This is a genomic window from Streptomyces sp. NPDC020299, assembly GCF_044387825.1.
Classification (GTDB): Bacteria; Actinomycetota; Actinomycetes; order Streptomycetales; family Streptomycetaceae; genus Streptomyces.
This window is the reverse complement of record NZ_JBIRWL010000003.1, coordinates 561190-583386: the sequence shown is the minus strand read 5'-3', so window position 1 is coordinate 583386 and position 22197 is coordinate 561190. Positions and strand designations below refer to the sequence as shown.

The 22197-nt window shown below is 69.9% G+C and carries 21 protein-coding genes, 1 tRNA gene and 5 pseudogenes; 17 read left to right on the top strand and 10 right to left on the bottom strand.

The features are described 5' to 3' along the window. Nucleotides 1-2: 2 nt before the first annotated feature. Nucleotides 3-467 (bottom strand): RidA family protein, encoded by a 465-nt coding sequence (locus ACH45E_RS10660; protein WP_361446186.1) that lies wholly within the window; start codon nucleotides 465-467, stop codon nucleotides 3-5. Then, nucleotides 467-625, bottom strand: coding sequence for a DUF4177 domain-containing protein (locus ACH45E_RS10655; protein ID WP_132856578.1), 159 nt, complete (start codon nucleotides 623-625; stop codon nucleotides 467-469). Before ACH45E_RS10655 ends, ACH45E_RS10660 begins: the two co-directional genes overlap by 1 nt. Nucleotides 626-697: 72 nt before the next feature. Here ACH45E_RS10655 and ACH45E_RS10650 point away from each other — a divergent pair, with 72 nt between their 5' ends. Together ACH45E_RS10650 and ACH45E_RS10645 are read left to right on the top strand one after the other, a co-directional pair. After that, nucleotides 698-1675 (top strand): ArsA-related P-loop ATPase, encoded by a 978-nt coding sequence (locus tag ACH45E_RS10650; protein WP_361446188.1) that lies wholly within the window; start codon nucleotides 698-700, stop codon nucleotides 1673-1675. Beyond that, complete coding sequence (locus tag ACH45E_RS10645) at nucleotides 1672-3006, top strand: ArsA family ATPase (RefSeq protein WP_361446190.1); 1335 nt, start codon at nucleotides 1672-1674, stop codon at nucleotides 3004-3006. The genes ACH45E_RS10650 and ACH45E_RS10645 overlap by 4 nt, the downstream gene beginning before the upstream one ends. 26 nt (nucleotides 3007-3032) lie before the next feature. Here ACH45E_RS10645 and wblA read toward each other — a convergent pair whose 3' ends face one another. Continuing rightward, on the bottom strand, nucleotides 3033-3371 hold the full coding sequence (wblA, locus tag ACH45E_RS10640; protein ID WP_361446192.1) for a transcriptional regulator WblA: 339 nt from the start codon (nucleotides 3369-3371) through the stop codon (nucleotides 3033-3035). Between the two features lie 409 nt (nucleotides 3372-3780). Between wblA and ACH45E_RS10635 the strand changes: the two genes are divergently transcribed. After that, the gene (locus tag ACH45E_RS10635; protein ID WP_361446194.1) at nucleotides 3781-6072 is read left to right on the top strand and encodes a transglycosylase domain-containing protein; all 2292 of its coding nucleotides are present in this window, start codon (nucleotides 3781-3783) and stop codon (nucleotides 6070-6072) included. An 88-nt stretch (nucleotides 6073-6160) separates the two neighbouring features. Here ACH45E_RS10635 and ACH45E_RS10630 read toward each other — a convergent pair whose 3' ends face one another. Then, a complete protein-coding gene (locus ACH45E_RS10630; RefSeq protein ID WP_361446196.1) occupies nucleotides 6161-6628 on the bottom strand; it encodes a GatB/YqeY domain-containing protein in 468 nt (155 codons plus the stop codon). A gap of 137 nt (nucleotides 6629-6765) precedes the next feature. On the opposite strand from ACH45E_RS10630, the gene ACH45E_RS10625 reads away from it, so the two are divergent. From ACH45E_RS10625 to ACH45E_RS10610, 4 genes are all read left to right on the top strand, one after another. Beyond that, complete coding sequence (locus tag ACH45E_RS10625; RefSeq protein WP_361446198.1) at nucleotides 6766-7692, top strand: metallophosphoesterase; 927 nt, start codon at nucleotides 6766-6768, stop codon at nucleotides 7690-7692. A 100-nt stretch (nucleotides 7693-7792) separates the two neighbouring features. Then, nucleotides 7793-8545 (top strand): Pr6Pr family membrane protein, encoded by a 753-nt coding sequence (locus ACH45E_RS10620; RefSeq protein WP_361446200.1) that lies wholly within the window; start codon nucleotides 7793-7795, stop codon nucleotides 8543-8545. A 66-nt stretch (nucleotides 8546-8611) separates the two neighbouring features. Next, a tRNA-Pro gene (locus tag ACH45E_RS10615) sits at nucleotides 8612-8685 on the top strand. 185 nt (nucleotides 8686-8870) lie between these two features. Continuing rightward, a complete protein-coding gene (locus ACH45E_RS10610) occupies nucleotides 8871-10562 on the top strand; it encodes a PE-PGRS family protein (RefSeq protein WP_361446202.1) in 1692 nt (563 codons plus the stop codon). Here the strand turns inward: ACH45E_RS10610 and ACH45E_RS10605 are convergent. The 3 genes and pseudogenes from ACH45E_RS10605 to ACH45E_RS10595 all read right to left on the bottom strand — a co-directional run. Then, nucleotides 10492-10893: pseudogene (locus tag ACH45E_RS10605) on the bottom strand (PE-PGRS family protein); the annotation flags it as partial. The gene ACH45E_RS10610 and the pseudogene ACH45E_RS10605 overlap by 71 nt on opposite strands. Next, nucleotides 10887-11135, bottom strand: a pseudogene (locus tag ACH45E_RS10600) (LacI family transcriptional regulator); the annotation flags it as partial. The pseudogenes ACH45E_RS10600 and ACH45E_RS10605, both read right to left, overlap by 7 nt. A gap of 27 nt (nucleotides 11136-11162) precedes the next feature. Next, nucleotides 11163-11537, bottom strand: coding sequence for a helix-turn-helix domain-containing protein (locus tag ACH45E_RS10595; protein WP_361446204.1), 375 nt, complete (start codon nucleotides 11535-11537; stop codon nucleotides 11163-11165). Nucleotides 11538-11856: 319 nt separating this feature from the next. Between ACH45E_RS10595 and ACH45E_RS10590 the strand changes: the two are divergent. The 4 genes and pseudogenes from ACH45E_RS10590 to ACH45E_RS10575 form a co-directional block, all read left to right on the top strand. Further along, nucleotides 11857-12002: pseudogene (locus ACH45E_RS10590) on the top strand (UDP-N-acetylglucosamine 1-carboxyvinyltransferase); the annotation flags it as partial. A gap of 268 nt (nucleotides 12003-12270) precedes the next feature. Next, nucleotides 12271-13245: an STAS domain-containing protein gene (locus tag ACH45E_RS10585; protein WP_361446206.1), complete on the top strand. Its 975-nt coding sequence runs from the start codon at nucleotides 12271-12273 to the stop codon at nucleotides 13243-13245. A gap of 199 nt (nucleotides 13246-13444) precedes the next feature. Further along, on the top strand, nucleotides 13445-13957 hold the full coding sequence (locus ACH45E_RS10580; protein ID WP_361446208.1) for a DUF5994 family protein: 513 nt from the start codon (nucleotides 13445-13447) through the stop codon (nucleotides 13955-13957). 139 nt (nucleotides 13958-14096) lie between these two features. Further along, on the top strand, nucleotides 14097-15290 hold the full coding sequence (locus tag ACH45E_RS10575; protein WP_361446433.1) for a GAF domain-containing SpoIIE family protein phosphatase: 1194 nt from the start codon (nucleotides 14097-14099) through the stop codon (nucleotides 15288-15290). A gap of 2 nt (nucleotides 15291-15292) precedes the next feature. Here ACH45E_RS10575 and ACH45E_RS10570 read toward each other — a convergent pair. Then, nucleotides 15293-15481: pseudogene (locus ACH45E_RS10570) on the bottom strand (DUF5994 family protein); the annotation flags it as partial. 1 nt (nucleotide 15482) lies between these two features. Here ACH45E_RS10570 and ACH45E_RS10565 point away from each other — a divergent pair. Next, nucleotides 15483-16234: pseudogene (locus ACH45E_RS10565) on the top strand (phosphorothioated DNA-binding restriction endonuclease); the annotation flags it as partial. Nucleotides 16235-16397: 163 nt separating this feature from the next. Further along, nucleotides 16398-17696: a phosphatase PAP2 family protein gene (locus tag ACH45E_RS10560; protein ID WP_361446435.1), complete on the top strand. Its 1299-nt coding sequence runs from the start codon at nucleotides 16398-16400 to the stop codon at nucleotides 17694-17696. Between the two features lie 58 nt (nucleotides 17697-17754). Here the strand turns inward: ACH45E_RS10560 and ACH45E_RS10555 are convergent, their stop codons facing one another. Continuing rightward, nucleotides 17755-18231, bottom strand: coding sequence for a hypothetical protein (locus ACH45E_RS10555; RefSeq protein WP_361446210.1), 477 nt, complete (start codon nucleotides 18229-18231; stop codon nucleotides 17755-17757). Further along, nucleotides 18228-18485 carry a hypothetical protein gene (locus ACH45E_RS10550; RefSeq protein WP_361446212.1) on the bottom strand — a complete coding sequence of 86 codons (258 nt, stop codon included), beginning with the start codon at nucleotides 18483-18485 and terminating at the stop codon, nucleotides 18228-18230. Before ACH45E_RS10550 ends, ACH45E_RS10555 begins: the two co-directional genes overlap by 4 nt. An 86-nt stretch (nucleotides 18486-18571) precedes the next feature. On the opposite strand from ACH45E_RS10550, the gene ACH45E_RS10545 reads away from it, so the two are divergent. The 4 genes from ACH45E_RS10545 to ACH45E_RS10530 all read left to right on the top strand — a co-directional run bounded on the left by ACH45E_RS10545 (nucleotide 18572) and on the right by ACH45E_RS10530 (nucleotide 22136). Beyond that, nucleotides 18572-18802: a hypothetical protein gene (locus ACH45E_RS10545; RefSeq protein WP_361446214.1), complete on the top strand. Its 231-nt coding sequence runs from the start codon at nucleotides 18572-18574 to the stop codon at nucleotides 18800-18802. Between the two features lie 80 nt (nucleotides 18803-18882). Then, on the top strand, nucleotides 18883-19986 hold the full coding sequence (locus tag ACH45E_RS10540; RefSeq protein ID WP_361446216.1) for a substrate-binding domain-containing protein: 1104 nt from the start codon (nucleotides 18883-18885) through the stop codon (nucleotides 19984-19986). A gap of 90 nt (nucleotides 19987-20076) precedes the next feature. Then, nucleotides 20077-20856, top strand: coding sequence for an ATP-binding cassette domain-containing protein (locus ACH45E_RS10535; RefSeq protein WP_361446218.1), 780 nt, complete (start codon nucleotides 20077-20079; stop codon nucleotides 20854-20856). After that, nucleotides 20847-22136: a sugar ABC transporter permease gene (locus ACH45E_RS10530; RefSeq protein ID WP_399040398.1), complete on the top strand. Its 1290-nt coding sequence runs from the start codon at nucleotides 20847-20849 to the stop codon at nucleotides 22134-22136. Before ACH45E_RS10535 ends, ACH45E_RS10530 begins: the two co-directional genes overlap by 10 nt. The last annotated feature ends 61 nt before the right edge of the window (nucleotides 22137-22197 follow it).

The window sequence follows — 22197 nt, the reverse complement described above, 5'->3', positions numbered from 1 at the left end:
CGTTACGGGACGAGCTCCACCTGGACCTCGACCTCCACCGGCGCGTCCAGCGGCAGCACGGCGACGCCCACCGCACTGCGCGCGTGCACGCCCTTGTCGCCGAGGACCTCGCCGAGCAGCTCGCTGGCGCCGTTGACGACACCCGGCTGGCCGGTGAAGTCGGCGGCCGAGGCGACGAAGCCCACGACCTTCACCACGCGCGCGATGCGGTCCAGGTCGCCGGCGACGGACTTCACGGCGGCCAGTGCGTTCAGCGCGCAGGTGCGGGCCAGCTCCTTGGCCTCCTCCGCGGTGACCTCCAGGCCCACCTTGCCGGTGACCGGAAGCTTGCCCTCCACCATCGGCAGCTGGCCGGAGGTGTAGACGTAGGGGCCGGACTGCACGGCGGGCTGGTAGGCGGCCAGCGGCGGCACGACCTCCGGCAGGGTCAGACCGAGTTCGGCCAGCCGGTCCTCGACGGCGCCCATTACTGCTTCTCCCGCTTCATGTAGGCCACGAGCTGCTCGGGGTTGTTCGGCCCGGGCACGACCTGGACGAGCTCCCAGCCGTCCTCGCCCCAGGTGTCCAGAATCTGCTTCGTGGCGTGGACGAGCAGAGGCACGGTTGCGTATTCCCACTTGGTCATGTGGCCGACTGTAGCCCCTGTTATCCACAGCCTCCCGCGTAGCCCGCGGGCGGACTGGTTAGGCTCGAAGGCGTGAGCAGGCTCCAGGTCGTCAGCGGCAAGGGCGGGACCGGAAAGACGACGGTCGCCGCCGCACTCGCGCTGGCCCTCGCCACCGATGGGAAGCGGACGCTTCTCGTCGAGGTCGAGGGCCGGCAGGGCATCGCACAGCTCTTCGAGACGGAGGCGCTGCCCTACCAGGAACGGAAGATCGCGGTCGGGCCCGGAGGCGGGGAGGTGTTCGCCCTCGCCATAGACCCCGAACTGGCCCTTCTGGACTACCTCCAGATGTTCTACAAGCTCGGCAGCGCGGGCAGGGCCCTGAAGAAACTCGGCGCCATCGACTTCGCCACCACCATCGCGCCGGGCGTCCGGGACGTCCTGCTCACCGGCAAGGCGTGCGAGGCGGTCCGGCGCAAGGACAGAAGCGGACGGTTCGCGTACGACTACGTGATCATGGACGCGCCGCCGACCGGACGCATCACCCGCTTCCTCAACGTCAACGACGAGGTCGCCGGGCTCGCCAAGATCGGCCCGATACACAATCAGGCCCAGGCCGTGATGCGCGTGCTGAAGTCGCCCGAGACGGCCGTTCACCTGGTGACGCTCCTCGAGGAGATGCCCGTGCAGGAGACCGCGGACGGGATCGCGGAACTGCGCGCGGCCGGGCTGCCGGTGGGCCGGGTCGTGGTGAACATGGTCCGGCCCGCGGTGCTGGACGCGGACGACCTGGAACTCGTACGGGCCGTGGAGCACACCGCCGTCGCCCGGTCGCTGTCCGCCGCCGGGCTGGGCGGGGCGCGCCGGGGCGGGAACGCCGAGCGGCTGGTGGATCCGCTGCTGGAGCAGGCGGAGGAGTACGCCGAGCGGTACGCGCTGGAGCAGGAGCAGCGTGCGGTCCTGGGCGAGCTGGGCCTGCCGCTGCACGAGCTGCCGCTGCTCGCCGAGGGCATGGACCTGGCGGGCCTGTACCAACTCGCCCACGAGCTGCGGAATCAGGGGATGTCATGACTCCGGACCCGACCCAGGCGCAGGACACCGCACGCCACCGGCTCTCCCCCGCGCGCGTGCTCGACGTCGATCCGCTGCTCGACGACCCCAAGACCCGGATCGTGGTGTGCTGCGGTTCGGGCGGGGTGGGCAAGACCACGACCGCGGCGGCGCTCGGGCTCAGGGCCGCCGAGCGGGGCCGCAAGGTGGTCGTCCTCACCATCGACCCGGCGCGCAGGCTGGCCCAGTCCATGGGCATCGACTCGCTGGACAACGTGCCGCGCCGGGTGAAGGGCACCGAGAACGACGGTGAACTGCACGCCATGATGCTCGACATGAAGCGCACCTTCGACGAGGTCGTCGAGGCGCACGCCGACCCCCAGCGGGCGGCCGCGATCCTGTCCAACCCCTTCTACCAGTCACTCTCGGCGGGCTTCGCGGGCACGCAGGAGTACATGGCGATGGAGAAGCTGGGGCAGCTGCGGGCGAAGGACGAGTGGGACCTCATCGTCGTCGACACGCCGCCGTCGCGCTCCGCGCTGGACTTCCTGGACGCGCCGAAACGACTCGGCTCCTTCCTGGACGGCCGGCTGATCCGGCTGCTGACGGCACCCGCGAAGCTGGGCGGGCGCGCGGGGATGGCCTTCCTCAACGTGGGCATGTCGATGATGACCGGCACGCTGGGCAAGCTGCTGGGCGGTCAGCTGCTGAAGGACGTCCAGACGTTCGTGGCCGCGATGGACACCACCTTCGGTGGCTTCCGTACGCGCGCGGATGCCACGTACAAGCTGCTTCAGGCGCCCGGCACGGCGTTCCTGGTGGTCGCGGCCCCGGAGCGGGACGCGCTGCGCGAGGCCGCGTACTTCGTCGAGCGGCTGGCCGCGGAGGACATGCCGCTGGTCGGGCTGGTGCTCAACCGGGTCCACGGCAGCGGCGCCGACCGGTTGTCGGCCGAGCGTGCGCTCGCCGCCGCGGAAAATCTTGAAGAGCCCCGCATTGTGGATCAGGGGGACGGGAAAGCTGGACTTCGTAACTCTCCCGACACATACGGCAGTTCAGAATCCTCCGCGTCGGAGCCGACCGCGCCCGAATCTCCCACGACGGAATCCTCCACGACGGAAGCGTCCACGGCGGAACCCTCCGTCGACCGGCTCGCCGCGGGCCTGCTGAGGCTGCACGCCGAGCGCATGCAACTGCTCTCCCGCGAGCAGCGCACACGTGACCGCTTCACCGCGCTCCACCCCGAGGTGGCGGTGGTGGAAGTGGCCGCGCTGCCCGGCGACGTGCACGACCTCACGGGTCTGCGGAACATCGGCGACCGACTCGCGGCCGGCCGGCCCGAACTTTCCTAGGCCCTGCGGCCGGCTCGGCTCGGCGGTCAGCTCACGGCCGCGTAGTGCTCGTACACCTCGTCGTTGTCGAGGGGCACGATTCCGGTCCCCCGCTCGTACTCCGAGCGCGCGGTCTCCAGGAGCCGGCGCCAGGAGGTCACGGTGGGCCGCCTGCGCAGCAGTGCGCGGCGCTCGCGCTCCGTCATGCCTCCCCACACGCCGAACTCGACGCGGTTGTCCAGCGCGTCGGCCAGGCATTCGGTGCGTACCGGGCATCCGGTGCACACCGCCTTGGCCCTGTTCTGCGCTGCTCCCTGAACGAACAGTTCATCCGGATCGGTAGTGCGGCAGGCAGCCTGCGCACTCCAGTCGGTTACCCAGCCCATACCGGCGCCGTCCTCTCCCGAATCGAGGCTCCCCCACGGCGGCTTGCGGCATATTCACCGCCGCCAGTTGAGGACGTTACGGAAGGTGGGCACAGCGCAACACCCCCTTCGGGCCCAATCTTGAATGGCCCGAACGGACTATGGGTAAGCGGCAGATCACCCGCGGGAGTGAGCTGGCGACATGCGTGATCATCCCGGCAAACCGGTACAGCTGTGGTGCGTCACAACGGGCGCCAGGTGACACACGAGGCGGATTCGGACACGCCGCCCACAAAAAAAGTCGGCTACATCCGGAACGATTCGGGGTCGCCGGACGTATTGATACGTGGCCTCACTGCTGTGACAGTTGAGAGCAGCTTAGGCCAATGCCTTCACGCGTGTCCGGCGAATGAGAACGTAGGCTGCCCTCATGCCAAAGAAGCGCTCGGGCGGTGGTCTGTCGGCCGCACAGCAGGCCGCCAAGTTCCTCGGTGTCAGTGTGCTCGCGGGAGCGGTGATGGCCGGCATCGCGCTGCCCGCGGCCGGCGCGCTCGGTCTCGCGGCCAAGGGTACGGTGCAGGGCTTCGACGAGATCCCCACCAACCTCAAGAGCCCGCAGCTCAGTCAGCGCACCGCGATCCTGGACAGCGCGGGCCACAAGATCGCCTCGGTGTACTCACGGGACCGTACGGTCGTGGACCTCAAGGACATCTCGCCGTACATGCAGAAGGCGATCGTCGCGATCGAGGACTCCCGCTTCTACCAGCACGGCGCGATCGACCTGAAGGGCGTCCTGCGCGCCCTGAACAAGAACGCGCAGAGCGGCGGGGTCGCCCAGGGCGCCTCCACGCTCACCCAGCAGCTGGTGAAGAACTACTTCATCGAGGAGGCCGGCGACGACCCGACGAAGGTCGCGCAGGCCACCCAGCAGACGCTGGGCCGCAAGATCCGCGAGCTGAAGTACGCGATCCAGCTCGAGGACAAGCTCGGCAAGAAGAAGATCCTCGAGAACTACCTGAACATCACCTTCTTCGGCGAGCAGGCCTACGGCATCGAGGCGGCCGCGCAGCGTTACTTCTCCAAGCACGCCAAGGACCTGAACCTCCAGGAATCGGCGCTGCTGGCCGGCATCGTGCAGTCCCCGAGCCGGTACGACCCGGTCAACGACGAGGCCGAGGCCACCAAGCGGCGCAACACCGTGCTCACCCGTATGGCTCAGGTCGGCGACATCTCGAACGGGGAGGCCGACAAGGCCAGGAAGGCCCCGCTCGGGCTGCACGTCAGCCGGCCGAAGAACGGCTGCATCACCGCCTCCAAGGGGGCGGCGTTCTTCTGCAAGTACGTCGAGAACGTCTTCCTCACCGACCCGACCTTCGGCAAGACCCGCGAGGCGCGCGCCAAGCTGTGGAACAAGGGCGGCCTGACGATCCGTACGACGCTCGAGCCGCAGGCCCAGGAGTCGGTGCAGGCCTCCCTCAAGGAGCACGTCTACAAGTCCGACCGGGTCGCCGCGGCCTCCACCCTGGTGGAGCCCGGCACCGGCAAGATCCTGGCGATGGGCCAGTCGAAGCCGTACGGCTACGGCAAGGACGAGACCGAGTACAACTACTCCGTCAACCGCGACATGGGCGGCTCGAACTTCGGCTTCCCGACCGGTTCGACCTTCAAGCCGTTCGTGGCCGCCGCCGCCATCGAGGGCGGCAAGCCCGCGACGCAGCAGTACTCGGCGCCGTACAAGATGAACTATCCGAGCCCCGTGCAGACCTGTAGCAGCAAGCCGTGGGTCAACGACCGCTCGTACACGGTGGAGAACGAGAGCGAGTCCGAGAAGGGCCCGTACCGCATGAAGGAGGCGATGGCGAAGTCCGTCAACACCTACTTCGTGCAGCTCATCTCCGACATCGGCCTGTGCCCGGTGATGAAGATGACCGACGGCCTGCACGTGGTGCAGGGCAACGGCGACAAGCTCCCCGAGAACCCCTCCATCGCCCTCGGCGCGATCGGCCTCTCCCCGCTGACGATGGCCAGCGCATACGCCACCTTCGCCGACCGGGGCATGTACTGCACGCCGATCGCCATCGAGTCGATCACCCAGAAGGTGGGTGACGAGCAGAAGTCGCTCGAGGTGCCGAAGTCGACGTGCTCGCGCGCGATGAGCGAGAAGACCGCCGACACGGTCAACACCCTGCTGCGCGGCGTGATCGACTCCGGTACGGGTCAGCAGGCCGGACTGAGCGACCGCGAGAGCGCGGGCAAGACGGGTACGACGGACGAGCGGAAGAACGCCTGGTTCGTCGGCTACACGCCCAACCTGTCCGGCGCGGTCTGGGTCGGCAGCGCCAAGCAGAACGTGAAGATGGTCAACATCACCATCGGCGGCCAGTACAACGACCTCGTCTACGGCGGCCGGGTCCCCGGCCCGATCTGGCGCGACGCCATGGACGGCGCGCTGGCCGGCAAGGACGCCCCCGACTTCAACCTCGTCGACATCCCGGACGACAACAAGGGCAAGGGCGACGGCAAGGGCAACGGGCGCGGCCACGGGAACGGCGGCGACAACACCGGCGGCCTCATCGGCGGGCTCATCGGCGGCGGTACCGATGGCGGTACGACCGGCGGCGACACCGGCTTCCCGACGCCCACCTTCTCCTTCCCGGACGGCTTCATCCAGGGGCAGGGCAACGGGGGCCGCAACGGGCACGGGAACGGCGGGACGCGCTGATCCCACCGGACGACGCGGCGGGGCCGCACCCTCCGACCGAGGGTGCGGCCCCGCCGTCGTACCCGTACCCAGGTGTACCGGGCGGCGGTCAGCCCGCCAGCAGCTTCTTGACCGCGGCGGCGACCCGGCCGCCCTCGGCCAGGCCGGCCACCTTCGGGTTCACGATCTTCATCACGGCGCCCATGGCCCGCGGCCCCTCGGCACCGGCGGCCCTGGCCTCCCCGACGGCCTGCGCCACGATCGCGTCCAGCTCCTCGTCGGACAGCTGCTTGGGCAGGTACGCGGCGAGCAGCTCGCCCTCCGCCTTCTCCCGCTCGGCCTGCTCGGCACGACCACCCTGCGCGAAGGCCTCGGCCGCCTCGCGGCGCTTCTTGGCCTCCTTGGTGATCACCTTCTGGACCTCGTCGTCGGAGAGCTCGCGCTTCTCCTTGCCCGCGACCTCCTCCTTGGTGATCGCGGTGAGCGTCAGCCGGAGCGTCGAGGAGCGGAGCTCGTCGCGCTCCTTGATCGCGGCGTTGAGGTCGTCCTGCAGCTTCGACTTGAGCGTGGTGGTCATGGCTCGATTGTCGCAGGTGCGGTGACGCGAACGCCCGCTGATTTACGGGACTCCGCCGGGACCCCGCCGGGACCCCGCCCTGACGCTGACGGAGCGGCTGGTCTCAACGCCCCGTCAGGGTCTGAGACGATGGAGGTATGCGCGCGCGATACGGAGTACCCCTGGGAGTCGTGGCGGCCGGCGCCGCCGGTCTGGTGTATGCGGCGGGCTTCGAAGCCCGTTCCTTCCGCCTCCGCAGGGTGACCGTGCCCGTCCTGCCCCCGGGCATGCGCCCGCTGCGCGTGCTCCAGGTCTCCGACATCCACATGGTCCGCGACCAGCGCAAGAAGCAGCGCTGGCTGCGCTCGCTGGCGGGCCTGCGCCCCGACTTCGTGATCAACACGGGCGACAACCTCTCCGACCCGGAGGGCGTGCCGGAGGTGCTGGACGCGCTCGGCCCGCTGATGGAGTTCCCGGGCGCGTACGTCTTCGGCTCCAACGACTACTACGGCCCCAAGCCCCGCAACCCCGCCCGCTACCTGCTGGAGAAGGCCAGCGGCCGGCACGGCCTGAACGGCAACCCGCCGGTCGTGGGCGCCATCCACAACCCGTGGGAGGACCTCCGGGACGGCTTCGACGGGGCGGGCTGGCTGAATCTGACCAACACCCGGGGCGAGCTCAAGATCGAGGGCGTCACGGTGGAGCTCACCGGTCTGGACGACCCGCACATCAAGCGCGACCGCTACGCCCGGGTCGCCGGCGGCCCCTCCGCCTCGGCCGACTTCTCGATGGGCGTGGTGCACGCCCCGTACCTGCGCGTACTGGACGCGTACACGGCCGACGGCTACCCCCTCCTCCTGGCCGGCCACACCCACGGCGGCCAGATCTGCGTCCCCTTCTACGGCGCCCTGGTCACCAACTGCGACATCGACACGGACCGCGTGAAGGGCCTGTCCACGCACACGGCGGAGGGCCGTACGGCCTACCTCCACGTCTCGGCGGGCTGCGGCACGAACCGCTACACGCCGGTACGGTTCGCGTGCCCGCCGGAGGCGTCGCTGCTGACGCTGGTGGCGAAGGAGTAGGAGACGGCAACCGGAGGAGGCAAGGGGAAGACACGGGGGAGGTAACCCACCCGGATCCACCCGGATCGCCCCTTTCGCCCGCCCTGCTTAGCGTGAGGGCATGGCGATACCCAGGGACATCCCCGACCTCCCCCCGGTACCGGGCTCCCCCGCCCTGCCGCTCTCCCCGGTCCCGGCCGCGGCGGTGATGCCTCCCGTGCACCGCCCCCAGACCGCGGTCTTCCGCCTGCTGATCGCCGTACTGGCGACGGCGGGCGTCGCGCTGGAGCTGCTGCTGGGCAGCCCGGCCCGGACCCTGAGCTACTTCAGCATCCAGAGCAACGTCCTGCTGGCCCTGACCTTCGCCGCCTCGGCCCACCGCGCGGCAACGGCCCGCCGCCCCCTGCCACCGGCCCTGACCGGCGCGGTGCTGCTGTACGCCCTGATCGCGGCGGCGGTCTACCACCTGCTCCTCCCCCACACGACGCCCCCGTTCTCGATGACGGACGCGACCACACTCCCGGCCCGCTGGCACGGCCAGTGGACCGCCCTCCAACTCCTCCACACGGCCGTCCCCCTCGGAGCCCTCCTGGACTGGCTCCTGCTCACCACCCCCGGCGGCCTGCACCTGCGCCAGGCCACCACCTGGATGCTCTACCCCCTGGCCTACCTGGCCTTCTCCCTCACCCGAGCCGAACTGCTCTCCCCCGGCGCCCCGGCCCGCTACCTCTACCCCTTCCTCGACGCCGACCAGCACGGCTACAAGCACGCCCTCGCCAACGCCCTCCTCCTCGGCCTCTCCTCCTACGCCCTCGCAGTCCTCCTGGTCACCCTCGACCACACCCGCCCGAACCCCGTCCGCCGCCCCCGCTAAACCGGATTTCGTCTCCGGCCACCAGTGGGCTAAAGTAAACGACGTCGCCGCGACAAGCAGCGACACCGGGGTGTAGCGCAGCTTGGCAGCGCGCTTCGTTCGGGACGAAGAGGCCGTGGGTTCAAATCCCGCCACCCCGACAGCCAAAACAGCAAATCAGGCCCGGTGCTGAGAGATCAGCACCGGGCCTGATTTGCTGTGCAGCCCCGTTTTGGGAGCCATTTGGGAGCCGGCCTCAGGAAGCGGCTCCCCGGCGGCTCCCAGCAAGTGGCGTTCCGCGGTCGAGATGGATGTGCGCCTTGCGCGCTCCGTCCAAGCCATCCCCATGGCTTGTGCCGAGGAGACGGCAGGCGATACGACGATCACCATGCACCGATGGTCTCCGTTGAACGACCGCCAGTTAGCGCTCCTCGCCCGCATCGGATCCGGAACCGACCCCGTCACGTCGGAAAGCCCCGAGCTCGCCCCCACCGCTCGCGCGCGCAAAGAGCGGGGTCTGATCACTATGCCCAAGAAGAGTGGGAAGTGGCAGGCGGAGATCACCGGCGCTGGAAGCTTCTACCTGGAGCACGGGCATCATCCGGACCGTCCCGTGCAGGCTCCACGCAGACCTCGTTCAGCGGTAACAGCAGCCGAGGCGCCGGCCGCCTTTCACCCGCAGCAGGACGCCACTCCCCCACTGAAGACGAAGCCTCCCTCGCAGCGTGCCGCGAAGCCCCTGCGGCCCTCACCGGCGGAAGTCGGCGCGGCACTGATCACACAGGTACAGGAAGCCGGACGATTCCTCCGGATCCCGAACTCCAGCGTCCAGGAACGGGCTCGCTACCGCAGAGCCTTCGACGCGGCACGGCAGTGCGCGCCGGAGGGGTATCACCTGAAGTACAGCGGTCGGGCGAAGGGCGATTTCTTCCTCGGCCTGCTCCGAGTGACGGGCGAGGACGACACCGAGTGGAACCGGATCCGCCTGGCCCGCAGTCGTGTGATCACTGATGTCGCGGATGTACTCACGGCGGTCACCGCGGATCACAGCGCCTTCGAGATCTCGGAGGAGGTTCTGCCCCGGGTGCTCGCGCTGCTCCGACTCCTCGCCGAGCAGGCTCTCGCCCGCCACGGCGAGATCGCGGTGTCCAAGAAACGCAGGCAGCCGAGGCCGCTGCTCACCGTCCACGGCAGGACCTATGAGGTCACTTTTCGGGAGCGGCAGAAGCCGGTCCGGTACGTGCCCAAGCAGGCGGGCCGCCGTACGTACGACTGGCAGCGGGTCACCCCGGCACACAGGCTCGAGCCGTCCGGCGAGCTGGAACTGCTGATCGGCCAGCAGCACTCGGGCTACGGCTACGGCCACAACTACGGCTGGAAGAAAGAGTGGGTCGACACCGCCAAGAAGCCGTTGGAGGAGCAGATCGGCTCAGTCTTCCGGGCGTTGAAGACGCGCGCGGAAGAACAGGAGCAGGCCCGGCTGAAGCACGAAGCTGAGCAGCGGCGCCTACGAGAGGAACGTGAGCGGCAGGCAGCCGAGCGCCGGCGTCTGGAAGCGGAGCAGGAGGAGCGGACGCGGCACGAGTGGGAGACCGCCGTCAGCACGGCTTCGATCAAGGCAGTTCACGCGGTCCGAGCGGATCACTTCGGCACGGCCCTGGAGCAATGGCGGGCCGCAGGGGAGATCCGGACCTTCTGCACCGCTCTGGATGAAGCCGCCGCCGCGTCGGGCAGCGCTCTCGAAGCCGAGAGGCTACAAGAGTGGTCGGCCTGGGGGAAGGCGGAGGCGGAACGACTCGACCCCACCAGGAACGGCAAGGGCCTGGCTTCTCTCAACTTCCACGCGGAGCCGACGGGCGACCAGCTCCGGCCGTTTCTCGACGGCTGGCACCCACACAGGCCGGAGAAGGAGAAGCCACCGCCCCAGCCCGCACCGCCCAAACCGGAGCCAGAGCCGCGGCGCTCCTTCATCGGCGCACGTCAGGATCAAGGCTGGCGATATGGACGCCAAGGTCGCGCTGAATGGTGGAGGCGATGACGCCGTGGCCACGATCACGTAGGGCCTTGACTGCCTTCTCCACCAGCTCGCCCAGCCTGATGACCTCGGCGCGCAGGGCGACCAGCTCGTCGTAGCGGTCAGCTTTGTCCTCGCCGCACCATGCCCGCACTGTCCGCAGGACGGCCGCGTCCGCGTCCAGCTTGCGGTCGTCCCGGCGGCTGTAGGAGTACCAGGAGGACTGTGCGCGCTCCTGCTCGATGGCCTGCTGCTTGCGGTCCACCTCCGGAAGGATCTCGTCGGCGAGGCGGCCGGCCACCTGACGGGCGATGCGCTCAGTGACCGGCCACCCGGTCAGGCACATGCCGTCGCGGCCAGATCCTGGCCCTCGTACCAGCGGTTGGCGTACTCGCCGAAGGTCTCCTGGCCGAGCGCTGGGTCGCGCCAGTCGCCACGCCTGTACTTGTTCTCGGCTTCGCTCGCGGCGCGCTGGGCCTCGCCCTTGGTGGCGAATCGGATCGCCTTGCCGTTCTCGTCGACGACCGTGAGGTGCTTGCCGGGCGCGGTCTTGTATCGGCCGCGCCAGTAGTTTCCGCGCTTCTCCGCGAAACCCACGTGTTCCTCCCCTTCCTTGTCGTCGCCCTAAGCGGCGGTACCGAACTGGCTCTGGCGTGCTCGGCGTGGTGGCCGGGCGCGCAAGCGGGCCGTGGGCACGGCAGACGGCGAGGAGGGCTTGGGGGTTGGCGCCTTGGGAACGGGGGCAGGCGCTGGATGCTGCCGCGGGGAGGTAGGGCGGGCCTCGTGCATGCGGATGATCTCCGCGAGGTGCTCGCCGGTGAAGCGGTAGGCGCGGCCGACGCGAGTGAACGGGATGAGCCGTCGACGAGCGCGGTCCTTGACCCACCAGGCAGAGCAGCCGAGGACGGCGGCGACCTCCTCCGGGACGTACAGGCGCGGGAACGCGGCCTCCGAGTGCGGAGTCGGCGCGGAGGCAGGAGGTATCGCGGATTGACGCAAGGGGTGAGTCCTCTTCTGGCGGGTGTGGTGCGGCAACACCGGCCCGCCGGTCGATCGCTAGGGATGAGGTGAGGTGTCCGTGCCGCGCAGTGAGCCGACTGGCCCGCTACACGGGGCCGCTTCTGATCATGCTGATCTCCGCCTCATGCGGATTCGTGATCGGCTTCGCAGTCGCCGCCGCCCCGAACGGCCCCTGAGCCCCCGTCCCTGCCGGAATCCCGCCACCCCGACAGCCGTAACACCAGTTCAGGCCCGGTACTGAGAGATCAGTACCGGACCTGATCTGGTGTATGCCTCTGCTTTGGGAGCAACCTCTTGCCCCCACCTGACTCGCCTGGGTGCCGAGTTCCACGAGTTCTCCCCCACCGACTGCCGCTTCACCGGCCCGCAGCGGCTGGCCGGCGCAGGCCCACCGACATCCGCACAGGGCCCGCCCTGCTCATCGCCGGCCTCACCGCTCGCGGCGGTCAGCGGGAGTGTCCTGGCGCGCCCTCGGCGCAGCCGCTTCCGGTTGCGGCCGACGTACGGTTGAAGTACCGAGGGCATCACGCACTCCGGCCGCCACGTTGGGGTCGTCCTCGGCGAGAGACGAGTCCGGGCCGCCCCAATCGTCGGCGCGGAGACGGGTCGGCATCATGTCCGCCGCGGTCGAAGCAACTCCGCGCGAGCTCATCATGGCTGGGGCCGCCCTGAGCACCCGCGCGGGTCCGCGCCCCCACCAAGGGGAGGCGTGATGACCCTTTCCCGGCTGGACATTCATAGGCGGAACCGAGGGGAGCGGACGTTCGTCACGCTTGCCGGTGACATCGGGCCGGCCACGACGCCGCTCCTGCGGGCCGCGTTGGAGCAGTGTCTGCTGGACGGTGTCACCGTGATCGACATCGACCTGACCACGGTCGGCTCCTGCGACGCGGGGGGCCTGGACGTCCTCCGGTCGGCATCACGGCGCGCCGGCCGGGTCCACGCCTGCCTGAGGCTGCAGCACCCGTGCGCGCAGATCACCCGGCTCCTCGATGTCACCGGATCCACTTCGCTGCTCCTTACCGGCCAGGTGAGTCCCGTGCCGCCCACCGCATCCGGCGACCTTCTGAGTACCGCGCCGCGGGCGCCCGGGGACCCCGCTCGTCGGCCGGATCAGCCGGTCCTCAAGGACGGGATCCGGCTGCGCCGGCTGACCCGCTGGCAGGCCGAAGACATGCGCGAGGACATCGCGGACCTGGCTGCGGAGTCCGTCGCGGGCACCCCCGGCGAGGCGTACCACGACCGTGGAGACTTCCTGCACCGCCTGGCGGTCACTGCCCACCGCCCCGGCTTCGCCCTGCTGGTCGCAGAGACGACGGTGCTGGTCGGTTGCGCCTTCGGTTTTCCGGTGGGTCCTGACGGTTCCGGCCGGCGGGGGTTCGACGGAACGCTCCCGGGGATCATCCATCGGCTCACCTCCCGCGCACGGTTCGTCGTCCTCACCCAGGTGGTGGCCCATCCGCACGCTCAGCACCGCGATATCGCCCGCCGCCTGCAGCAGCGTCTGCTCACAGACCTGCACTCCTGCCTCGGGGTCACCCTGCTGCATCCTGCCGACCAGGCAGGACAAGCCGCCTTCTCGTCCTGGGGTTGGCAGAACATGGGTGAGGTCGTCGGGCTGCCCGGCGCCGTCGCCCCCTGTGTGCTGACCCTGTCCGTCGAAGGGCTGGCCTTGGCACGCCGATGATTTGGCAGAGGGGCGATGAGCCGGCGGTCGTACCGGCCGGCCGGCTGCCTCTCCGCGATGGCTGCGCACCAGGCCGCCCGCCACGGCCGGGAGTAACCTGACACATACCGAGAGCTTTCGGGCGCACGACCACGGCGGCGCCGTTCCCGGCGAGTGGCAGACACGGGCGGCCGGAAGCCGCCCGGAACGGGATCGCACGATGAACGCCATCACAGAGCCCGCCGAAGGTACGGCACCAGATGAAGGCCGCTCCTACCGGATGCCCTTGCCCCGGCTGCGCCTTGCGGCGGGCATCAGCCATGGGCCGCTGGACGGCGCGTGGTGGCCGCGCTGCCACGCACTGGAACTGGAGCTGCCCGCGCTGGTCGGCTCCTTGGATCCGAGCGTCGGCACCGTCACCCGCGTCACCGTGGGGACCGCCACCTGGCCCGATGCCCCGCAGGAGGTGATGGTGCCCGGCCATGTGATCGAGGTGGTCCTGACCGATCTTGCCGCCGAGGTGCATGCCATCACCGTGGACTGCGGCACCGTGGGACGCTGGGAACTGCTGGTGATCCCCCCGGACGAGCCGGCCGGAGCCGCCACCCGGCTGCTGACCGCTGCCGCCGACCCCGGGAACCCACTGTCGGCTCCGCGCCTGCTGGCACTCGTCGAGAGCGGCCTCGACGGACAAGACACGTGGGAGTCGGAAGGAGGGTCCGGACTCAGGTGAGAGGCCCGATCCGGACGGACCCGGGTGACGGGGCCAGTCCCGGGGCATCTACGACCCGTCGATGGGGCGATGACACTGGCAGACCCTGCACCGTCCCAGCCCGCCGCTCCGATCGACTCGGATCATGGCGGGTGAGGGGATGACGGCCGGACAGCGCGCGGACCGCTCCGAGAGCTTCGGGGAAGCTCTGCTGGGAGAGGTCCTCGATCGCGCGCATGAACTGCCGCCCCATCTCATCGGGCCATTGGTCGCTGACGTGGTGGAGCGGCTCGGGGGTCGCCGGCCGCAGGTGCTGCTGCAGGACTACGGCCAACTGATGCTCGTCCCCCTGCCCGGCGACGGCCTCACGGACGGGGAACCGCAGGTGATCGACGACTCCGAGGCGGGCCGCTGCTTTCTCGACGCTCACCCCGTCGAGCTGCCCGAGGACGACGGCGTGCGAATCCTGCTGCCGCTGCTGGACGGCGGCGATCAGGTCGGAGTCATGGCAGTGACGTTGGACAGCGTCGATGAACACGACCGCCGCATGCTGCGCAGGCTCGCCGGCCTGGTGGCCGACCTCCTGGTGACCAAGCACGGCTACTCCGACCTCTTCTTCGGTGTCCGACGCAGCGAACCGATGAGCGTCGCCGCCGAGATCCAGTGGGCCCTGCTGCCACCGCTGGCGATGATCATGCCTCGGGTCGCCGTGGCCGGGATCCTGGAACCCGCCTATGACGTGGCGGGTGACAGCTTCGACTACGCCCTCAACGGAGACGGCCTCCACGTGGCCATGATCGACGCGATGGGACACGGCCTGGACGCGGCCACGATGGCGACCGTGGCCATCGGCGCCTACCGCCACGCCCGCCGCGCCGGCACCGGACTGCCGGAGATCTACGCCTTCATGGACCGCGCAGTGGCGGACCAGTTCGGCCCCGAGCACTTCGTCACGGCGCAGATGCTGCAGCTGGACACCACGACGGGGCATCTTCAGTGGGTCAACGCCGGGCACCCGTCACCGATGCTCGTCCGTGATCACCGCGTCACACTCCGGCTGACCGGTCCGACGACCCTCCCTGTCGGCTTCGGGGGTCCGCAGCCGCAGACGAGCGAGATGAAGCTGGAGCCGGGGGACCGCCTCCTCTGCTTCACGGACGGACTGATCGAGGAGCACAAGACCGGGGAGGCCGAGTTCGGGGAGGACCTGATGATCGACTGGGTGAACCAGTTGGAGAGAACCGGCCGCGGAATCCGGGCGGTGGCGCGGTCCCTGTCCCACACGCTCAAGCGGGCGCGGGGCGGACACACCACGGATGACGCGACGCTGCTCCTGGTGGAGTGGCGCGGCTGACCTCACTCCGGCGGCACCTGCGCGCTTCGGGTGTCGATGAGTATCTGATTCGCCTGGGTGACGTTGTCGGCCCGGACGGCCTGGGCCATCGCGGCGCGGGCGGCCTCGGGTGCTGTGTCCGGCGGAACCACCAGCAGCGAGAAGATGTCCTGGTCGCCTCGGGTGATCAGCACGGTGTCGTCGCCCAGCGGCGCCGTGGAGGCCGATCTGAAGCGGCTGCTGGTGGAGCACGGGCCGGCTCGGGAGAGCACGCCTGCCTACCCTTTCCACCATCTGGTCAGTGACGGGGTGTGGGAGGTACGCACCGATCACGGCGCCGGTAGCCCCGGTAGCGGGATACGGGTGCTGCGGGCCAGTGGCGCCACCGGGCGGCTGGCCCCGGATCTGCGGATGGCGCTCCGGCGGGAACCGGCGCTGCTGGGCCGTATGGCGAGAGTGCTGCTGGACCTGCACTTCCTCCTTCTCTGCACCAGGACCTGTGCTACGCGGTGGGCCTGGAGCTGGAGTTGGCGGAGACCGCCGCTCTGGCGGCGCCCGGGAGGCGGCAGCGGGACCGGCGGATGCGGGAGATGGTGCTGACCGCCTATGAGTACCAGTGCGCCTTCTGCGGCTACGACGGCGCGATCGGCTCGCGTCCCGTCGGGCTGGAGGCCGCCCATGTGCGCTGGTGGGCGTTCGACGGGCCGGACGACGTCGACAACGGGGTGTGCCTGTGCTCCCTGCATCACAAGCTGTTCGACCAAGGCGTCCTCGGCATAGGCGACGGCCACCGCGTCCTGGTCTCGCAGCGCTTCGTCGGCCGTAGCCCCGCCGCCCGCGACCATGTCACAGCGCTCGCGGGCCGTCCGCTCATCGGGCCGCAACCCGGTGTCGCGCCCGTCGCGGAGGCCCACCGCTCGTGGCACACCGGCCAGGTCTTCCGGGGATCCCCGCGCCAGCCGTGAAGCGCGTAGCCCGCTCACAGCCATCCGATAGCATCTTCAAATTCATGTTGATCGCCCTCCAAAATCTGACAAAGCGGCCAAACAATTGACATCTATAACATCTCGGGTGCTTTCTCGAATAAAAGGCAGAAACGCGTTCGCCGGGTGGCCTCCGCCGCGGATGATGCTGTGGGTCACGGCGGGTGTGGTGACCCTCGGATTCCTCGTTGCGCTGGAGATCGCCGCACGTCACTACGGGCTGCCGGGGCCGCTCACCAATCAGGTGGAAGAGGTGATACTCCCACCCAAGTCGGGGCCGCTGCTCTACGCCAGCCTGGCGTTGATGATGGTGGTGCTCACCTGGCGGGAGCGGTTCATCGCGCTAGGCGTCGCGGTCGGCATCGATGTCGTCTTCTTCGTGGTGCGGTGGCCGGCCGGGTTCAAGATGGCCGAGGGGCACGGGCACCCCTTCGGAAATGGCGCGTTGTGGGTGATTCTGGGCTATGCGGTGATCGCCGTCACGCGCCGCACCGGCCCGGAACGGGTCCTGCTGCTGAAGGGCGTCGGGCTGGCCCTGCTGCTGGTGGCCGGCCGCAAGACCGGTGACACCTGGCTGCTCATCACGTCGAAGACCCGCCCGACGGTGCTCGACCAGTACGTGGCGACGGCCGATCACGCGCTGGGCAACCCGTCGTGGGTGGTGGGCCGGATCGTCAGGGCCAGCGGTCCGGTCGGCGCCCATGTTCTCGACTACGTCTACATCCAGCTCGCGGTGATGGCGGTCGTCGTCACGCTGTACCAGCTGCGGAACGTGGCGGTCGAGCGCCGGTTCCCGCGCCATCATCTGGTGCGCACCTTCTTGATGATCGGCCTTCTCGGGCCGGGCATCTACATGCTTTTCCCGGTGGTCGGGCCGGTCTTCGCCTACGGCGCCGACGGCGGGCACTTCGCGATGGCCGAGCTGTGGCCGAACACGCCGCCGCCGTTCAGCGCGCCGCACTCGATGTCGTTCAACGCGACCACCCCGCGCAACTGCATGCCCAGTCTGCACACGGCGTGGGCCACCGCGATCTTCATCCACTCCCGCAGGGGTCCGCGCGTGCTGCGCTTCGCGGGCGCGTTCTGGCTGGTCGCCACGCTCGGTGCGACGCTGGGCTTCGGCTACCACTACGGCGCGGATCTCGTCGCCGGTGTGGTGTTCACGCTGACGATCGAGGCGGCTCTGCGCAGCCAGGCACGCGGCTGGGAACGGTCGGGTGTCCAGTTGGTCGCTCACGGGGCCACGGTCTTCGTCGCGCTCCTGGTGTCGTACCGCTATCTGGCGGTGGAGATGGCCAGGTATCCGTGGCTGTTCGGGCCGCTTCTCGTGCTGGCGATGGCCTCGGTGATCCAGGGGTATGTGCGGACCACCCGGCTGTGGGAGCCGCAGGAGGCCGCGTCGGCGCCGCAGCCGAAGGCGGAGCCGCAGCCCGAACCGGTCTGAGCGTGTCGCACCAGGCTGTGGATCGAGTTGCGGACCGAGGGTGGTTCCCGGGGGGAACTCAGGACGCGCTCGGAGCGGCGGTCGGGCCCGTGCCCGTCACGTGGACGACCTCGCCGCCGAGCCTGGTGCGGAACCGGTTGAGCATCTTCGGCTGGGCGCTGACCACCCAGCGCGTTCCGACCAGGTACGTGCCCTGGTACGGGCTGATCGAGTCGAGCCAGGTCTGCTGGTACTTCTCCTCGGGGAACGTGGTGATGAGGTAGTCGCCGGCCTTGGTGTGGCAGATGCCTTCGCGCAGTTCGTCCGCGTCGACCCGGATCTTGACCTTGCAGTCGGTCAGACCGGCGATGACCTCCACCTTGGCGGGCGCCACGACCTGCGCCTGCTGGGCGGAGATCGCCGGGCTCTTCGACTTCTTCTCGTGGGCGGACGCCTCGTCGTCACCGGCGCCGCCGCCGCAGGCGACGGTCAGCGGGAGGAGGGCCAGGGCGGCACCGCGGGCCAGGCGGGCGGTGGGCGTGGTGACGGATTTCATGTAAGGGGTACGGGCTGACGCCGGTGCGCGTTCAACGCGTACGGGCTTGCGTGGACACCAGGATTGCCGGTTGCCGCGTCGGCGACCTCGATACGGACCGAGCCCGACGCCTCGTCGAGGGCGAGGCGGAGGTGGAGGTGGAACTCCCGCCCCGGGACATGGCCGTGCCGTACGGCGTCCGCGGCGAGCTCGCCGGCCACGAGGGCGACCGTGCACGACGCGTCCGACTCCGGCGGGTGCCCCCACTCCTCCATGCACTGGACGACGAGACATCTGGCAAACCTCGCACCTGGGCCCGCACTCCCGGCCCGCATCCGGCGGTCGTTCTCACAGTGTTGCCGTGATCACCGGGACATCCGGGCCCGCCTCGACCCATGTCCCGGTCGGCCCCGACTGCGGGGTGACCACGTACGACGAGTCGTACGTGAACTGCACCGACCTGCACACCGTGGACAAACCAAGGCTCCGGAGGCGTCTCGGCCTTAGCCTGCGGCTGGACCGTTCACCGCCCGTGCCGTGGAGATCCAGCCTGTCCGTGCGGCTGGACCGCATCGCACGCACCTGGCCCTGAGCGCTGCGCCGCGCTTGGCTTGAAGTGGGTTTTTCGGGGCATTACGGGACAGATAGGCCGTAATCTCTAGGGAATCGAAGATGGGTCTCGGTGCCAGTCTTCCGGCCGTGAGACGTAGGGCCCTCGTGCGTGCGTCCATGGCGATCGTGGTGGCCGCCGGTCTGGTGCTGGCCGGGGCCTGCAGTGGTGAGGGCGGGGGCGGCAAGCTGACGGTCGGGGTCCTGATGCCGGGCGGGGGAGCCTCCCGGTTCGGGACGTTCGACGGGCCGCTGATCGAGAAGAGACTGAAGGAACTGTGCCCGCACTGCCCGGCCCCCGTCCTCGAGGCCACGCCCGACCCCGTGGTCCAGCAGGAGCAGCTGCAGGCCATGATCACCAGGCGGGTGGACGTGCTCATCGTCGCCGCCATCGACCCCAAGCTGCTGCGCCCGGCGGTCGAGGCCGCGCACCGGGCCGGTATCCCGGTCGTCGCCTACGACCGGCTCGCGCAGGGCCCGGTCTCCGGTTACGTCACCTTCGACGGCGCGGAGGTCGGCAGGCAGCAGGGACAGGCGCTGCTGAAGGCCATGGGCACGAAGGCGCGCGGCGGCCAGATCGTCATGATGAACGGCGCCACCACCGACCCCAACGCCGGCTGGTTCGAACGGGGAGCGCTCTCCGTCCTCAAGGGCAAGGTGAAGATCGGCAGGTCGTACGACACCGTCGGCTGGCGGGCGGACAACGCCTTCGACAACATGACCGGCGCCATCGCCTCCCTGGGCGGGGGCAACATCGACGGCGTGCTGGCCGCCAACGACACCCTCGCCGGCGCCGTGATCTCCGCCCTCAACACCCGCGAGGTCAACCCACTGCCCCCGATCACCGGCCAGGACGCCGACCTCGCGGGCGTGCGGCGCATCGTCAGGGGCGACCAGTCCATGACCGTCTACAAGCCCTACAAGGAGTCGGCAGACGCCGCCGCCGAGATGGCCATCGCCCTGGGGCACGGCAAGAAGATCGGGTCCATCGCCACCGGCACCGTCGACAACGGCACCCTCAAGGACATCCCCGCGGTCCTGCTCCCGTCGGTCCCGGTGACCGTCGGCAACATCAGGACGACCCTGGTGAAGGACGGTACGTACACCATCGGCCAGATATGCACCCCGGCGCTCCGGTCCGCCTGCGCCAAGGCCGGACTCACCTGACGGGCGCTCTCCGAAGGCGAAACCCCGAAGGCGGAAGCCCGACGGCGAAGGCTGGAAGGCGGAAGCCCCAAGGCGGAAGGAGGTGGCTCCGTGCCGGTTCAGCCCCTGCTGGCGATGCGCGGCGTCTCCAAGCGGTTCGCCGCCGTCCAGGCGCTGGTCGACGTCGAACTGGAGATCAGGGCCGGAGAGGTGGTCGCCCTGGTGGGCGACAACGCCGCCGGCAAGTCCACCCTGGTCAAGGTGATCTCAGGGGTCGGTCCCGCCGACAAGGGGATCATCGAGTGGCAGGGCAGCGCGATCCAGATCAAGCGTCCCCAGGACGCCCAGGTACGGGGAATCGCGACCGTCTACCAGGACCTCGCGATGTGCGACAACCTCGATGTCGTCGGCAACCTCTTCCTCGGCCGGGAGATCCACCGGCACGGCATCCTCGACGAGGTCGAGATGGAGCGCCGCACCCGCGAGCTCGTGCACACCCTGTCCATCCGCATCCCCGACGTGCGTGCGCCGCTCGCCTCGCTGTCCGGCGGCCAGCGGCAGGCCGTCGCGATCACCCGCTCGCTCCTCGGCACGCCCCGGCTGCTCCTGCTCGACGAGCCCACCGCCTCCCTGGGCATCGAGCAGACCAACCAGCTCCTCGACCTCATCGAGGCGCTGCGCGACCGGGGCCTCGGGGTACTCCTCATCAGCCACAACATGGGGGACATCAAGGCCGTCGCCGACCGGATCGCCGTACTGCGCCTCGGCCGCAACAACGGTGTCTTCGACGTGAACACGACCTCCCAGGAGCAGATCATCTCCTCCATCACCGGCGCGGCGGACAATGCCGTCGCCCACCGCCGGACCCTCCCGGAGGAGACATGGCCGTGAGGGGCAGGGGGGCCCGCGCGGGCGACGCCACCGACGCCACGCCGGACACCGGGCAGCGCCGCGCCGGGCGCCGCTGGTCCACCGGGCGCCTCGGGACGTACCTCGGGACATACGCCGGCGAGGTGCGCCGCAGACTGCGCGAACGGGACCTCGGCCCCGCCCCGGTCCTGCTCGCCCTCGCCGTGATCTGGGCGGTCTTCCAGGGCCTCAACGACAACTTCCTCTCCCCGCGCAACCTGTCCGTCCTCAGCGTGGACATGGTGGGGACCGGCATGATCGCCATCGGCGTCGTCTTCGTGCTGCTGATCGGCGAGATCGACCTGTCGGTGGGCTCGCTCGCCGGCCTGGCCGGCGCCGTGTTCGCGACGCTGAACGTGAACCTCGGCATGCCGGAATGGATCGCCGTGATCATCGCGGTGTGCAGCGGTGCGGCCGCCGGGGCCGTCCAGGGGTTCTCCTTCGCCAGGATCGGCGTACCCGCGTTCGTCGTCACCCTCGCGGGCCTGCTGGCCTGGAACGGCCTGATGCTCTACCTGCTGGGGCCGGACGTCAGCATCAACATCAGCGAGGACGGGCTGGTCGCCCAGCTGACCAGCCGCTACTTCGACGCCGCCGTCGTCACCTACGGCCTGGCGGCACTCGGCACCGCCGCGTACCTCCTCGCCGCCTGCCGCGACCGCAGCCGCCGCAGCGCCGCCGGGATGCCGCACCGGCCGCTCGGGGAGATCTGGGCGCGCACGGCGCTCCTCGCGGTGGTCGCGTTCGCCGCCGTCTACGTACTGGGCCGGTTCGCGGGCCTGCCGCTGGCCCTGCTGCTCTTCCTCGGCGTCATCATCGCCTCGGACCTCTTCCTGCGCCGCACGCCCTACGGCCGGCAGATCCTCGCACTGGGCGGCGGTGTGGAGGCGGCCCGGCGGTCCGGCGTCGATGTGGCGCGCGTGCGGATCTCGGTGTTCATGGTGTCGGGAGCCCTCGCCGGGGTCGGCGGGCTGTTCATCACCTCACGGCTCACCTCGGCCAGCCAGGTCCCGGGCTCGGGCATGCTGCTGGTCAACGCCATCGCCGCCGCCACCATCGGCGGCACCAGCCTGTTCGGCGGGCGTGGCTCGACCTGGTCCGCGCTGCTGGGGGTGCTCATCATCCAGTCGATCGCGTCGGGCATGGCGCTGCTGGGGGTCGAGTCCTCCGTCCAGTTCATGATCACCGGAGGGGTGCTGTTCGCCGCGGTGGTCTTCGACTCGCTGGCGCGGCGCGCGGCGGAGTCACGGGGGCGGGCCTGAGGTCTACGGCGGCCGGCTCGGCGATACGGCGCCCGGCGACGTTTCCCGCCGCCGGGCGCCG

What these genes read in the sequence shown, in the direction of transcription:
- ACH45E_RS10635 (WP_361446194.1), top strand. Translation starts at nt 3,781, where the DNA reads ATGCCAAAGAAGCGCTCGGGCGGTGGTCTGTCGGCCGCACAGCAGGCC.
- ACH45E_RS10560 (WP_361446435.1), top strand. Translation starts at nt 16,398, where the DNA reads ATGCTGTGGGTCACGGCGGGTGTGGTGACCCTCGGATTCCTCGTTGCG.
- ACH45E_RS10610 (WP_361446202.1), top strand. Translation starts at nt 8,871, where the DNA reads ATGGCTTGTGCCGAGGAGACGGCAGGCGATACGACGATCACCATGCAC.
- ACH45E_RS10575 (WP_361446433.1), top strand. Translation starts at nt 14,097, where the DNA reads ATGACGGCCGGACAGCGCGCGGACCGCTCCGAGAGCTTCGGGGAAGCT.
- ACH45E_RS10580 (WP_361446208.1), top strand. Translation starts at nt 13,445, where the DNA reads ATGAACGCCATCACAGAGCCCGCCGAAGGTACGGCACCAGATGAAGGC.
- ACH45E_RS10630 (WP_361446196.1), bottom strand. Translation starts at nt 6,628, where the DNA reads ATGACCACCACGCTCAAGTCGAAGCTGCAGGACGACCTCAACGCCGCG.
- ACH45E_RS10655 (WP_132856578.1), bottom strand. Translation starts at nt 625, where the DNA reads ATGACCAAGTGGGAATACGCAACCGTGCCTCTGCTCGTCCACGCCACG.
- wblA (WP_361446192.1), bottom strand. Translation starts at nt 3,371, where the DNA reads ATGGGCTGGGTAACCGACTGGAGTGCGCAGGCTGCCTGCCGCACTACC.
- ACH45E_RS10540 (WP_361446216.1), top strand. Translation starts at nt 18,883, where the DNA reads ATGGGTCTCGGTGCCAGTCTTCCGGCCGTGAGACGTAGGGCCCTCGTG.
- ACH45E_RS10550 (WP_361446212.1), bottom strand. Translation starts at nt 18,485, where the DNA reads ATGGAGGAGTGGGGGCACCCGCCGGAGTCGGACGCGTCGTGCACGGTC.
- ACH45E_RS10530 (WP_399040398.1), top strand. Translation starts at nt 20,847, where the DNA reads ATGGCCGTGAGGGGCAGGGGGGCCCGCGCGGGCGACGCCACCGACGCC.
- ACH45E_RS10555 (WP_361446210.1), bottom strand. Translation starts at nt 18,231, where the DNA reads ATGAAATCCGTCACCACGCCCACCGCCCGCCTGGCCCGCGGTGCCGCC.
- ACH45E_RS10625 (WP_361446198.1), top strand. Translation starts at nt 6,766, where the DNA reads ATGCGCGCGCGATACGGAGTACCCCTGGGAGTCGTGGCGGCCGGCGCC.
- ACH45E_RS10585 (WP_361446206.1), top strand. Translation starts at nt 12,271, where the DNA reads ATGACCCTTTCCCGGCTGGACATTCATAGGCGGAACCGAGGGGAGCGG.
- ACH45E_RS10645 (WP_361446190.1), top strand. Translation starts at nt 1,672, where the DNA reads ATGACTCCGGACCCGACCCAGGCGCAGGACACCGCACGCCACCGGCTC.
- ACH45E_RS10660 (WP_361446186.1), bottom strand. Translation starts at nt 467, where the DNA reads ATGGGCGCCGTCGAGGACCGGCTGGCCGAACTCGGTCTGACCCTGCCG.
- ACH45E_RS10620 (WP_361446200.1), top strand. Translation starts at nt 7,793, where the DNA reads ATGGCGATACCCAGGGACATCCCCGACCTCCCCCCGGTACCGGGCTCC.